Below are 12906 nucleotides of genomic sequence, written 5' to 3'. Positions count from 1 at the left end.
TCGTGTTCACCTTGGCGGAAGCGGTGGAGCACGACCCGGTTCAAGGGCCGAACACATTTGAGAAGCCGGACATCACGGTGGAGGTAGTCGACACTCTGGGTCAGTCGGCAAGCGATGATATTCAGATAGAGGTCATTGACGATGTGCCCGAGCTGACATCCCTTCAAAACATTGTCATTGCTGCGGGTGAAACGGGAGTGGCAGAAGGACAACTCGTGTTCAATGCAGGAGCGGATGGTCTGAGTAAGTTTACCATAGGTGGCGAACAGCCTACGGGCTATCTTTACGATGTTTACCATTCCGAAGACGGCATTCCGGACTCTCTGGTCGGAAAGTTTGAATTTGGTTCCGGCCAAGTGCTCTTGGTTGCGACGTCGGATAATGCCGAAGATGAAATCTTCTTCACCCTTTATATCCGAGAGGATGGTAGCTATCAGTTTGAGCTGGTATCTCCCCTGGGTGAGACAATTTTTGCAGACTTTGCAAACCTGGATTCTGGAAACTTTGATGAAGTCGGCTATTCCGATGCCACAGGAAAGTGGACATTTGATCGTGGGCAGACCAAGCTGGATTCTGATTCTGATGTTTTCGTGAAGGCAAACGGTGATATCAATCCGTCTGGTGCTGGTATAGGTGTTGGTAATAACCACTACAATGCTGGAGATGTTGTCTATTTGGATTTCACTAATCCAACAAGCTTCTTCAGTATGGTGACGAGCCGCACCTCGGGAAGCGACACTCAATTGGTGGTCAAGTGGACAGCAGAACTGGTGGGTGGAGGTGAATTTAGTTCATATGTCTTGCTGGATGGATCCAGCCAGCCCTTCGTCTTCCAACATCCAGATGGGCTGGAGTTCGAAAAACTCACGCTGGAGGCGATGCCATCCAACTATGCTCCGGTAAATGTAGATAATGCCGATGGCACGTTTTCTTCTAGTACGGGAGCCCAGTTTACATTGGATCAGCTTGTCTTCGGCGGTGGGTTCAATGTTGAGGGGCTAGACTTGAGTTTTGACGTTTCGGCCGTTGATGGAGACGGGGATGTCGCCGAGTCACTAGGGCTCGAGTTGACTCTGGCTGGTAATGATGGTTCTCCAGGCTATCTCTTGACCGGGGGAGAAGAGGATGATGTGCTTGTCGGTTCCAGTGGGAACGACATCCTCATCGGCGGCGCGGGGGACGATATTCTCTACGGTGGTGCGGGTGCCGACACCTTCCAATGGGACTTTGGAAGCAATAATGATCAAGGCACTTCCAGTGACCCTGCGAAGGACTGGGTCATGGATTTTGATTCAAGCGAAGGTGATAGTCTGAAATTTACGGACCTGTTCTCAAGCGGTAACGAAGAGCCATTGGACTATCTGTTTGCAGCAGAAGATGATGGAGGGAATACAATCCTATATATTAGCACGGCTGGTGAAATGGATGGTGTGACCAATTGGCAAGATGCTTTAGATAAGGCAGATCAAGTCATAACACTTAATGATTATTCTATGAATGGTCAGAGTAGTGAAGACTTTATCGAGCATCTGATTAATAATAATCACCTAAATATCGACCAGTAACCACTACCTAGCCACAACCTCGCCCCGACCGGTTCGCCGGGCGGGGCTTTTTGCTAAGCTAAGCGGAGTTATCACTTCGGGAGAGGCACGTGTTCATCAAACGCAACGAATCGGGCGAGATCGTGCAGGTCAGCCGTGAGGCCACCGACGAATGCAAGGAATTCTCACCCCCTTGCTCACCGGAGCTCCAGGCGTTCGTCGGGGATGACGATGAGATGAAGAACCAGGCGCTGTCGAAATCCGACCTGGATTTCGTGCGCGTGCTGGAGGACGTGATCGAGGTGCTGATGGACAAGAGCGTGATCAGCTTTACCGACCTGCCGGAGCCGGCTCAGCGCAAGCTGATGGAGCGTCAGTCGCTGCGCCAGCGTCTCAACAGCGTGGGGCTGATGTCGGATTCCGACGACGATAGCGGCGTGATCTGAGCCTATGGGAAGGGGAGGCGATCGGCGCCCCCCCCCTATGAATCCATCAGTCGATCAGCTCACTGCCGTTCTGGCGAACTCCCGGGCCGGTGGCGCCGTCCAGGCCAAGGTCGAACAGGGTTTGGGCCGCCGTCCTGCTCTCGACGCCCTCGGCGATGATCAGGATACCCAGCGAATGGGCCAGTGTCGCCATGCCGCGCAGCAGGCTCTGGTGCTCCTGGTGGTGCTCGATATCCTTGCTCAGCGAGGCATCGATCTTCAGGTAGCTGAGGCCAAGATGCTGAAGCCCCTCTATCTGAGCAAACTGGCTGGTCGCATGTTCGAGCCCCATTCGGCAGCCCAGGGTCTGCACTTCCCGACATAGGCTGCTGAACCCGGTGGGGTTCTGTACGGCGACGGCTTCTGGTAGTTCCAGCCAGAGTCGTGCAGCCCCTTCCGGGTGGGCGCGAAGCAGCGATATCAGCTCGCTGACGAATCGACCGTCACGCAGCGAGCGCGGGGAAAGGTTGATGCCTATGGACTTGCCGCTTTGCGCCGTATCGTCGAGAGCCGCGGCGACGGCTGCGAGATCCAGTTCGGTGGACATGTCCAGGCGCGAAATCCACGGCAGGAAAACCCCGGCGGGGTGCCATTCTCCCTTGAGCTTGAGACGCGTGGGGGCTTCGTAGTGCAGCAGCTTGCCCTGGGTGTCCAGCACCGGGAAGTGGGCGAGATAGACCCCCTGTTGCAGGGCTTTCTCAAGCGCATTCCGCCACTCGTCATGGCTAGTGAAGAGGGCTTCCTGCTCGGAAGATTCGACGATTACCTGGCCGAGCTCGCCCTGGTTCTCGGCGGCGGCCAGGGCCCCGTCGAGGCTAGCCATCAGGGTTTCTCGGCTCTTGCCCTGGCGGTATTCCGTCAGCGCCGAGGGCAGCGTCAGGAGTGTGCCATACTCGCTGGCAAGCCCCTCGAGTCGCTCCGTCAATTCCTCACCCAGCCCCTTCAGGTCATGGGCCCGGGGAATGAGCAGGGCGAAGTCGCTGCCGTTGAGCCGGCCGACCCGCCCATCGCCGTTCATCAGGCTCAGTTGCTTGAGACTGCGCGCCAGTCCGACCAGCAAGGCATCGGTTTTCTGGTGGCCGAGCTGCTGATTGATCTCGGCGAGATTGCCCACCCGTATCATGGCCAGCGTACCGCTGGCATCGTGGCTGTGGCTGCCCAGGCTTACCTCGAGGTGCTCCAGAAAGGGGGCTCGGGCGAGGGTGTCGGTCACCGGGTCGTGCTGCAGGCGGCGCCTGAGCTGGTCGAGTTTTTCGCTCTCTCTGCCCAGCATGCCGCGCACGTTCTCGGCCAGGCGGTTCATGGCCCTGACCAGCTCGCGCAGTTCGCGGGTTCTCGGCTCCGGCGACTCAACGAAGCGCTGCTCGCCAATCGCCTTGGCCTGGCGCACCACGTTGCGCAGCGGCAGGCGGATGGTGCGCACGATCCAGGCGGCCAGCAGCAGGCTGATGGCCCCGGCGATAGCGAACCAGCCGGCGAGTGTCAGGCTGCTTCGCCACAGGGAGTGGTAGGCAAAGCTGTGGTGACTCTCGAGGATCAGAGTGCCGTACTGGCGCCAGCCATCCTGTACCACGGCGCGTCCCGGCGGGACATCGAACTGGATCAGGCTTGCGAACCAGGCGGGCACGGTGTCGATTGTCTCATCGCCTACTCGGCGTTCGATGATCTCCCCTTCGGGGTCGCGCAGCTCGATGCGGCGATAGTGGCCGGTATCGAACTGGGCGGCCAGCAGCAGCTCGAGGATCACCGGGTCCTTTTCCAGCTGGCTCATGGACAGCGCCAAGGCGTTGGCGTTGTCGCTGTTCTTGATGCGGATTTCCTGCTCGATATAGTGTCGGCTGCTGCTGATGCTGACGAACAGGCTGCCGACGAATGCCAGTATCAGCAGTATCACGATGGTCAGCCACAGCTGCTTGATCAGTGACATCTTGTCTCTCCCTACGGGCTTCAAGTCCCTTGCGTTGTTGTTGCTGCTTAGATAAATCCCTGGGCTTCCATGCGGCCTACGACGCTGCGCCAGCGCGACAGGCGTGCCAGTGGATCGGCGCGGGACTGGGTCGAGCCGCCGGCCCAGAGCCCTTCGCTGTTGAAGCTGAAGACCGGGTCCAGGTCGGTGCGCTGGGAGGCCGGCGTTATCGAGGGGACCAGGTTGTCGAGGATCAGCGGTTCGGCGGCGGGTGTCTCGTAGTAGCCCAGCACCATGTGGGCCTGGACGATCTGGCTGCGGCCGATCCGGGCCCTGACATAGATCATGCGCAGCCGATCCCCCGGTACGCCCAGTTCCTTGAGGGAGATGTACTTGGCGATCGAGTAGTCTTCGCAGTCACCCTGGCCCTGGCCCAGAGTTTCCAGCGGCGTGGCCCAGAAATCCTCAGCTCCCCAGTTGTCGATGTCATCTACCCAGCGGATCCGCCGGTTGAAGAAAGCGTTGACCTCGCGTAGCTGGGTGTCGAGGTCGCTGTTACGGAGTTGGTCGAGGAGCCTGAACCAGTCCTCAAGTGCCTGAACGCCACGCTGCCCGTGCATCTGGCGCATGCTCTCGCGCAGCTGAGCGCGGTTGATGCCGGCCTGGAGCGGGGCGGGCGTCAGTCCCAGGCCGGCTGTCAGCATGAGTGCTCCCAGACCTGCGAGAAATCGGCGGCGTCCGGTATGGCAGCGCTGGGGTGAGGATGACTGGTGCATGCGTTGTCGCAGGATAGATGAGCATTTACTCAAGTGTAGGAGGCTGGTGCCGGCGATGCTACAGGACTGATGAGATCCCATGCATTGTAATGAGTTCCGGATCAGCCTTTCCCCGGTCCTTGCCAGACCCGCAGCCGCCCCAGCCAGGTCAGTTCCCGGGAGGCGTCGCGAAGCTCCCGGGTCGCTGCGTCCAGGCTCTGGCCGGGGGGCAGGGCATTGACGTAGACGGAGACATCGACCTGATTGTCGAGGTAGTGCAGGTCCAGCGCCACGCGGGTCTGCCACACCCTGCTGGAAGCCCACACCCTGTCGAGCACGCCTTCCACGTCGCGGCGCAGTGGCAGGCCGGGGCGCAGGCTGTGCTCGGTCTCGCCGGCGTCGTCCTCTGGGTCGATATGGAAGGTGACATCGGCCAGGTTGGCATTGTCTTCACGCAAGCGGCGGCTGACCTCGTTGCCGATCTCATGAGCCTCGGAGACCGTGAGTCGCGGCGCCACCACGATATGCAGATCGAGCACCGTCTGGCTGCCCACCGAGCGGGTGCGCAGGTCGTGTACGCCCTGCACGCCGGGCACGCTTTCCGCCAGGGCTTGCATCGCCTCGCGCTCGGCCTCCGGTAGGGCGGTGTCGATCAGTTCCTGGCTGGACTCCCACAGCAGCCGCCAGCCCACACGGCCGACCATCACGCCGACAACGGTGGCGGCCACCGCGTCGACCCAGCCGGCGCCGAACTGGGCGGCAAGCAGGCCGACCAGCACCACCACCGTGGAGAGCGCATCGGAACGCGAATGCCAGGCATTGGCCTCCAGCAGCCGGGAGTTGACCCGCTTGGCCACGCGCAGGGTATAGCGAAAGATCCACTCCTTGGCGAGCAGGGCAAGCACGGCGACCCCGATGGCCCAGATGCCGGGCGCGGCAATCGGTTCGCCGACCAGTAACCGGGAGAGGCTGGCCCAGGCGATGCCGCCGGCGACGAAGATCAGCACGCTGCCCAGCCACAAGGTGGCCAGCGTCTCGATGCGTCCATGGCCGTAGGGGTGGTTGCTGTCCGGCGCCTGCCGGCCGAAATGGGTGGCGGCGAGTACGAAGCCGTCGGTCACCAGGTCGGAAAAGGAGTGGATGCCATCGGCGATCAGCGCCGCCGAGCCGACCAGCCAGCCGGCAATTATCTTGAGCAGGCCGACCAGAAAGTCGACCGCGGCGCCGATCAAGGTGACCTTGTGGGCCTCGCGGGTCTGGGCGCCGCGATCCGGCGGTAGCGGGTGGTGCGCGTGTGCGTGGCCCATGGGCGATCGCTCCTACCCGCTAGCCGTCGATCTTCCCAGCACGATGGCGAACGGGGTTGGCATACTGGGCCAGCCACCATTCGCGCAGCTCCGGGGGGATGCTGTGCAGGCGTGTCTGGAAGCGGGCGCGGTCGGCCTCGGTCACCTCCTGCATCTGCAGCAGTTCGGGGGCGTCGCCGAGGGCCTCCAGGGCCAGGTAGTGGCTGGGGAAGAGGCGATAGCCGGCCACCACCTGGCGGTCGATTTCCGCGGCCACCGCTTCCGGCGTATCGAAGCCCGAGCCGAGCGGCTCCCCGAAGCGCAGTTGCACCCGCCCCTTGTGCCCGGTAATGCCGGTCACGATGGAGAGGATGTCCTCGAACTCGCCCTTCTCGTAGCGTCCCGAGGTGTGCAGGGCGTGCAGTTCGCGGGCCTTCTGCAGGTCGCAGGGATCGTATTCGTAGCTGATCGACACCGGCACCAGTCGCAGCTCGGCGATGGCGTCGCCAATCGGGGCCTGACGCTCCTCCCGACGGCGCGCCATGGTCAACATCTTGATGATCGCCGGGTCGGTGCGGTCGATGCCGTCCTTGGCGCGTCCCTCCCGCTGGGCCATCCAGATGGAGTGGTTGTCGACGGTAATGGAGTGGCGAATATAGTCGGAGAGGGTCTGATAGGCGGCCAGCATGGCGCGCTTGCCGCGCAGCGCCCGGGGCACGATGAAGCTCTTGTTGAGCCGCATCAGGTCGGTCACGTAGGGCTTCTTGAGCAGGTTGTCGCCAATGGCGATGCGCACGGTGTCGCGCCCCGCCTGGTGCAGCGCATAGTTGACGAAGGCCGGGTCCAGGGCGATATCGCGATGGTTGCCGATGAACAGGTAGGCGGTGTCCGGGGCCAGGTGTTCCAGGCCGTCGACCCGAAAGTCGTCGGTGGAGGTGCGAATCATGCGCTCCATGTAGTGGGCGATGCGCATCTGGAAGTCGCGCACGCTGGCCACGCCGCGGGTTTCCCGGCGTATCACGAAGGCGGCGATGGTCCGGGCCAGGCCGGGCAGGAAGCGGTGGAGTCGCGGCAGGCGGTAGCGGGTCAGGGCGTCCAGCAGCTCCCGGTTGCCGGCCAGTCGCGCCAGTACGGCGGCGACCTCGTCGTCCTGATAGGGACGGATGTCGGCCCAGGGATCCTGTGCGGGGGAGGTCACGTCGTTCATCGGTGCGTCTTGTCTGCCTGGGTGGGTCATGCGACGCCCTGCGTCGTACTGTGCTGGGCCTCGCCGTCAAGCCACTCGATCAGCCGCTCGATCAGGTCGGCCAGGGCCTGGGTCATCAGCATGAAGTCGGCCTCCAGGCGCAGGATGGCGTCCCCATCGTCCTCGATTTCGCCGGCTTCGTCGATCAGTGCGTCACTGAACCGCAGGGATTTCAGCGCCAGGTCGTCGTGCAGGACGAAGCTCAACTGGCCCTCTCGCTCCAGGGCCATGCGGCTGGCCTGGCGGCCGGCGGCCAGCAGCTGCTGAATCTCGTCGCTGTCGAGATCGACCTGGCGGGCGCGCAGCACGCCATCATCACCCTTGGCCTTGAGCTCCACCTGATCGCCCAGCAGCAAATCGGCAGGACGTGCCTGGTCATCCGAGAGCCAGTGGGTCATGGCGCGCATCGGCAGGGTCTGGGTGGCCAGCGGCGTCACCTTCAGGCTGCCCAGGGTTTCACGCAGCAGGTCCAGCGCCTCTTCGGCGCGCTTGCGCGAACTGCTGTTGATGGCGATCAGGTCGCGTCGGGTGTCCCACCACAGGTCGACCTTCTGGCGGCGAATGAAGGCGCGGGGCAGCAGCTCCTCATAGACCTGCTCCTTGATCTCCTGCTTTTCCTGACGACGCAGCTTGCGCCCCTCGCGCGCCTCGATATCGCTGGCACGTTCCTCGACCTCTTCGCGAACCACGCCGGCCGGCAGCAGCCGCTCCTGGCGCAGCACGGTCATCAGCCGCTGGCCCTGAAGCTCGTGGAGCAGCGCCGTGCCCGCGCGGCCGGCGGGGGGGCACCAACCCAGGCGTCTCGCCTCGCTGCCGCCCGGCTGCCGGGCGGCCTGTTCGGCCAGGGCCGCTTCCAGATCGGCCGCCGGGATCGCCGTTGAGGCGTGTAGGCGGTATAGATGCAAGTGCTTGAACCACATGACGCATTCCCAGAACGAAAAGGAGGCATATTATGGCGAACGGGGCGCGGCTGTACCAGTGCGCGGAGGCAAGCGATCGGCCGGATATTCAAACTACTGTTTGAACGTGTGGCGGGGCGAGGCCTAGAATCGGGGCTTTCCCCTTCAAGGAGTTTGCTTCATGGATGCTCGACTCTCCCGCGTTTGCCTGCGCGTGCGCGGCTATCACCTGGACGGCTACGGCCACGTCAACAACGCTCGCTACCTGGAGTTTCTCGAGGAGGGGCGCTGGGGATACTTCGATGACCGGCCCGATCTCGCGCGGCTGTTTACCAGCGGCAATCCTGCCTTCGTGGCGGTCAATCTCAACATCAACTACCGGCTCGCTGCCGTGGCAGGCGACGACCTGGAGGTTCTCACTCGGCTGGCCGAGCTGGGCACGCGCAGCGCCCGCATGCATCAGGAGATTCGCCGGGTGGGCGACGGGGCGGTCGTGGCCGACGCCGATCTCACCTTCGTGCTGCTCGATGTCAAGGCCAACCGCGCCGTGGCCATCGAGGGCGAGCTGCATGACGCCCTGGCCCCGCTGGTGCTGGCCGACTGAGTGTCACCCGGCAAGCCGGCCAGGCGGTTTGCCGGGCCCACGCGTACCCTGTGCGCGCTCCCTGCGCTGCCTTTGTGCTAAGCGGAGTGGTATGATGGCAGGCTGATATGGCGCGTCCCTTTGAAGGCTCGGCGGCGCGCCAACCTGCTGCAGTGCAAAGGATTCGACGACCCATGGGTGACATCGCCAGAGAGATTCTGCCAGTCAACATCGAGGACGAACTCAAGCAGTCGTACCTCGACTACGCGATGAGCGTGATCATCGGCCGCGCGCTGCCGGACGTGCGCGACGGCTTGAAGCCGGTGCACCGGCGCGTGCTGTTCGCCATGCACGAGCTCGGTAACGACTGGAACAAGCCGTACAAGAAATCCGCCCGTGTGGTGGGTGATGTCATCGGTAAGTACCATCCCCACGGCGACAGCGCCGTCTACGACACCATCGTGCGCATGGCCCAGCACTTCTCCATGCGTCACGTGCTGGTCGACGGCCAGGGCAACTTCGGCTCCATCGACGGCGACAGTGCCGCGGCCATGCGTTACACCGAGGTGCGCATGTCCAGGCTCGCCCATGAGCTGCTCGCCGACCTGGAAAAGGACACCGTCGACTGGGTCGACAACTACGACGGCACCGAGCGCATCCCCGACGTGCTGCCCACCAAGGTGCCCAACCTACTGATCAACGGCTCCTCGGGCATCGCGGTGGGCATGGCCACCAATATTCCGCCCCACAACATGGGCGAGGTCATCGATGCCTGCCTGGCGCTGATCGACGACTACACCCTGTCGGTCGATGCGCTCATGGAGTACATCCCGGGGCCCGACTTTCCCACCGGGGCGATCATCAACGGCCGTGCCGGCATCCTCGAGGCCTATCGTACCGGCCGCGGGCGCATCTATGTGCGTGCCTGCCACACCATCGAGCATGACGACAAGAGCGGTCGCGACCATATCATCGTCACCGAGTTGCCCTATCAGGTGAACAAGGCGCGGCTGATCGAGAAGATCGCCGAGCTGGTGAAAGAGAAGAAGATCGAAGGCATCGCCGAGCTTCGCGACGAGTCCGACAAGGACGGCCTGCGAGTGGTGATCGAGGTCAAGCGCGGCGAGTCCGGGGAGGTGGTGGTCAACAACCTCTTTGCCCAGACCCAGCTGCAGAATGTCTTCGGCATCAACATGGTCGCGCTGGAAGGCGGCCAGCCGAAGATCATGAACCTCAAGGAGGTGCTCGAGGCCTTTATCCGCCACCGCCGCGAGGTGGTCACGCGCCGTACGCTGTTCGAGCTCAAGAAGGCCCGCGAGCGCGGCCATATCCTCGAAGGCCTGGCGGTGGCGATCTCCAACATCGATGAGGTGATCGAGCTGATCAAGGCGTCGCCGAGCGCCGCCGAGGCCAAGGAGAAGCTGCTGGCCAGGACCTGGCAGCCCGGCCAGGTCACCGGCATGCTGGAGCGGGCCGGCGCCACCTCCTGCAAGCCCGAAGACCTGCCCGAAGGCTTCGGCCTCAATGCGGCCGGCAGCGAGTATCGGCTTTCGCCGGCCCAGGCTCAGTCGATCCTCGAGCTGCGCCTGCACCGCCTGACCGGGCTTGAGACCGAGAAACTGCTCAACGAGTACCTGGGGATTCTCGAGAAGATCGCCGAGCTGACGGCAATACTCGCCTCCAGCGAGCGGCTGCTCGAGGTGATCCGCGAGGAGCTCAACGCCGTGCGCGACCAGTTCGGCGACCCGCGGCGCACCGAGATCCAGGCCAGCCACCTCGACCTCTCCATCGAGGATCTGATCGCCGAGGAGGATATGGTGGTCACGGTGTCGCGCTCCGGCTACGCCAAGACCCAGCCGCTCTCCGACTACCAGGCCCAGCGCCGCGGCGGGCGCGGCAAGTCGGCCACCTCCATGAAGGATGAGGACGTCATCGAGCACCTGCTGGTGGCCTCGACCCACGACACCGTGCTGCTGTTCTCCAACAAGGGCAAGGTCTACTGGCTCAAGGTCTACGAGATGCCCAACGCCAGCCGCGGCTCGCGGGGCAAGCCGCTGGTCAACCTGCTGCCGCTGGACGAAGACGAGGCGATCAACGCCATCCTGCCGGTGCGCGACTACTGCGCCGACAGCTACATCTTCTTCGCCACCGCCAAGGGCACCGTCAAGCGCACCAGCCTGGACCAGTTCTCGCGGCCGCGCAGCGTGGGCCTGATCGCCATCGACCTGGAGGAGGGCGACCGCCTGGTGGGCGCGGCGATCACCTCGGGCAGCGACCACGCCATGCTGCTCTCCTCCAACGGCAAGGCGATTCGCTTCGAGGAGGGTAACGTGCGCGCCATGGGCCGCACCGCCCGCGGCGTGCGCGGCATGCGCCTGCAGGATAACGCCGAGGTGATCAGCCTGATCATCCCCCAGAGTCAGCAGATCGACGCTGAGGCAGATATCGAAACCGACGCCGAAGAGGGGGCCGAGCTCGAGTCCATCAACGGCAACGGCGGTCAGATCTATATCCTCACCGCCAGCGAGAACGGCTATGGCAAACGTACCCGGCTCGAGGAGTTCCCGCTGCGCGGCCGCGGCGGCCAGGGGGTGATCGCCATGCAGACCAGCGAGCGCAACGGCTCGCTCGTCGCCGCCATGCAGGTCTACTCGACCGACGAGATGATGCTAATCACCGATCGCGGCACCCTGGTGCGCACCCGGGTCGAGGAAGTCTCGATCACCTCGCGCAATACCCAGGGCGTGATGCTGATCCGCCTGGGCAACGACGAGAAGCTGGTCAAGACGGTGCGCATCGACGAGCCCGAAAATGGGCTGGAGAGCGAACCGGAGGATGGCGCCGAGAGTGGGTCGGAAAGTGATCTTCAGGAAGGGCCGGGCGCGGACGAGAACGGCGACCAAGACGAAGCAAACAACGACGAATGAGAATGTCTGAAACATCCGGTAAGCGATGAGCTGTACCGGCGACAAGTCTCGCGAGGGCGCCGTGAACTCCTCCCTGGGCGCTATTTTTGCCATGCATGGCAAAAACCCTCGCTACGGCTTGTCCCCGGCGCTCATCTCGCCTGGCCACGACATGAGTAGAACGGAACACCACGCTGATGACACGACACTATAATTTCTGCGCCGGCCCCGCGGCGCTTCCCGCGCCAGTGCTGGAGCGGGCCCGAGAGGAGCTGCTCGACTATCAGGGCCGCGGGCTCTCGGTGATGGAGATGAGCCATCGCAGCCCCGAGTTCGTCGCCATCGCCGAGCAGGCCGAAGCCGACCTGCGCGAGCTGCTGGCGATCCCCGACAATTACCGGGTGCTGTTCCTTCAGGGAGGCGCCAGCCTGCAGTTCTCCATGGTGCCGATGAACCTGCTGGGCCAGGGGGGCAGCGCCAACTTTCTTTATACCGGCATCTGGGGCAAGAAGGCCCTGGCCGAGGCCGAGCGCCTGGGCTTCCCGGTGCATCTGGCGGGCACCAGCGAGCCAAGCGGCCATGCCGAGGTGCCAAGGCCGGGGCAGATCGCCCTGTCCGCTGACGCCGCCTATCTGCACTACACCGCCAACGAGACCATCGGCGGGCTCGAGTTCGACTATATCCCCGAGGTCGAGGCACCGCTGGTCTGCGACATGTCCTCGTCGATTCTGTCCGGCCCGCTGGACGTGTCCCGCTTCGGGCTCATCTATGCCGGTGCCCAGAAGAACATCGGCCCGGCGGGCCTGACCCTGGTGATCGTGCGCGATGACCTGCTCGACCGGGCTCGGGCGCCGATCCCGAGCCTGTTCGACTACCGCGGCCTGGCGGAGGCCGGCTCCATGGTCAATACGCCGCCCACCTTCTCCTGGTACCTGGCGGGGCTGGTATTCCAGTGGCTCAAGCATGACATTGGCGGCCTGGCGGCCATGGACGCCATCAACGCCCGCAAGGCCGCCAAGCTGTATGCGGCCATCGATGCCAGCGACCTGTATTCGAATCCCATCGCCGCGCGCAGCCGCTCGCGGATGAACGTGCCCTTCGTGCTCGCCGACGCGCGCCTGGATACGCTTTTCCTCGATGAGGCCGACGCAGCTGGCCTGCTTAACCTCAAGGGCCACCGCAGCGTGGGCGGCATGCGGGCCAGTCTCTACAATGCCGTTCCGGAAGCGGGTGTCGACGCCCTGATCGATTTCATGGCCGACTTCGAGCGGCGTCACGGTTAACCACATTGCCAAG

10 protein-coding genes are annotated in these 12906 nt (G+C 63.4%); 5 read left to right on the top strand and 5 right to left on the bottom strand.

Annotated elements, in window-relative coordinates:
- Both HOP52_RS18165 and HOP52_RS18160 read left to right on the top strand, forming a co-directional pair.
- Window positions 1–1565, top strand: a 1565-nt coding sequence (locus HOP52_RS18165) for a calcium-binding protein (RefSeq protein ID WP_238978914.1), incomplete at its 5' end; no start/stop codon positions are given.
- A gap of 89 nt (window positions 1566–1654) precedes the next feature.
- Window positions 1655–1990, top strand: a complete 336-nt coding sequence (locus HOP52_RS18160) for a tryptophan synthase subunit beta like protein (protein ID WP_238978913.1) — start codon at window positions 1655–1657, stop codon at window positions 1988–1990.
- 46 nt (window positions 1991–2036) lie between these two features.
- Here HOP52_RS18160 and HOP52_RS18155 read toward each other — a convergent pair whose 3' ends face one another.
- From HOP52_RS18155 to HOP52_RS18135, 5 genes are all read right to left on the bottom strand, one after another.
- A complete protein-coding gene (locus HOP52_RS18155; RefSeq protein ID WP_238978911.1) occupies window positions 2037–3956 on the bottom strand; it encodes an EAL domain-containing protein in 1920 nt (639 codons plus the stop codon).
- Window positions 3957–4003: 47 nt separating this feature from the next.
- Window positions 4004–4639, bottom strand: a complete 636-nt coding sequence (locus HOP52_RS18150) for a transglutaminase-like cysteine peptidase (RefSeq protein WP_238978909.1) — start codon at window positions 4637–4639, stop codon at window positions 4004–4006.
- 173 nt (window positions 4640–4812) lie between these two features.
- Entirely contained in the window at window positions 4813–5997 is a 1185-nt protein-coding gene (locus HOP52_RS18145) for a cation diffusion facilitator family transporter (protein WP_238978907.1), read from the bottom strand.
- Between the two features lie 19 nt (window positions 5998–6016).
- Window positions 6017–7183, bottom strand: a complete 1167-nt coding sequence (locus HOP52_RS18140) for a 1-acyl-sn-glycerol-3-phosphate acyltransferase (RefSeq protein ID WP_238978906.1) — start codon at window positions 7181–7183, stop codon at window positions 6017–6019.
- Between the two features lie 26 nt (window positions 7184–7209).
- Window positions 7210–8142 carry a recombination-associated protein RdgC gene (locus HOP52_RS18135; RefSeq protein ID WP_238978904.1) on the bottom strand — a complete coding sequence of 311 codons (933 nt, stop codon included), beginning with the start codon at window positions 8140–8142 and terminating at the stop codon, window positions 7210–7212.
- A 160-nt stretch (window positions 8143–8302) separates the two neighbouring features.
- Between HOP52_RS18135 and HOP52_RS18130 the strand changes: the two genes are divergently transcribed.
- The 3 genes from HOP52_RS18130 to serC all read left to right on the top strand — a co-directional run bounded on the left by HOP52_RS18130 (window position 8303) and on the right by serC (window position 12893).
- A complete protein-coding gene (locus HOP52_RS18130) occupies window positions 8303–8725 on the top strand; it encodes an acyl-CoA thioesterase (RefSeq protein ID WP_238978903.1) in 423 nt (140 codons plus the stop codon).
- 173 nt (window positions 8726–8898) lie between these two features.
- Entirely contained in the window at window positions 8899–11631 is a 2733-nt protein-coding gene (gene gyrA / locus HOP52_RS18125) for a DNA gyrase subunit A (RefSeq protein WP_238978902.1), read from the top strand.
- A gap of 176 nt (window positions 11632–11807) precedes the next feature.
- Window positions 11808–12893: a 3-phosphoserine/phosphohydroxythreonine transaminase gene (gene serC, locus HOP52_RS18120; protein ID WP_238978900.1), complete on the top strand. Its 1086-nt coding sequence runs from the start codon at window positions 11808–11810 to the stop codon at window positions 12891–12893.
- Window positions 12894–12906 lie beyond the last annotated feature (13 nt).

The organism is Billgrantia campisalis (assembly GCF_022341425.1).
GTDB lineage: Bacteria > Pseudomonadota > Gammaproteobacteria > Pseudomonadales > Halomonadaceae > Halomonas > Halomonas campisalis.
The sequence above is the reverse complement of the archived record's forward strand: the minus strand, read 5'-3'. Positions and strand labels throughout refer to the sequence as shown.

What these genes read in the sequence shown, in the direction of transcription:
- HOP52_RS18155 (WP_238978911.1), bottom strand. Translation starts at nt 3,956, where the DNA reads ATGTCACTGATCAAGCAGCTGTGGCTGACCATCGTGATACTGCTGATA.
- HOP52_RS18150 (WP_238978909.1), bottom strand. Translation starts at nt 4,639, where the DNA reads ATGCTGACAGCCGGCCTGGGACTGACGCCCGCCCCGCTCCAGGCCGGC.
- HOP52_RS18145 (WP_238978907.1), bottom strand. Translation starts at nt 5,997, where the DNA reads ATGGGCCACGCACACGCGCACCACCCGCTACCGCCGGATCGCGGCGCC.
- HOP52_RS18140 (WP_238978906.1), bottom strand. Translation starts at nt 7,183, where the DNA reads ATGAACGACGTGACCTCCCCCGCACAGGATCCCTGGGCCGACATCCGT.
- HOP52_RS18135 (WP_238978904.1), bottom strand. Translation starts at nt 8,142, where the DNA reads ATGTGGTTCAAGCACTTGCATCTATACCGCCTACACGCCTCAACGGCG.
- HOP52_RS18130 (WP_238978903.1), top strand. Translation starts at nt 8,303, where the DNA reads ATGGATGCTCGACTCTCCCGCGTTTGCCTGCGCGTGCGCGGCTATCAC.
- gyrA (WP_238978902.1), top strand. Translation starts at nt 8,899, where the DNA reads ATGGGTGACATCGCCAGAGAGATTCTGCCAGTCAACATCGAGGACGAA.
- serC (WP_238978900.1), top strand. Translation starts at nt 11,808, where the DNA reads ATGACACGACACTATAATTTCTGCGCCGGCCCCGCGGCGCTTCCCGCG.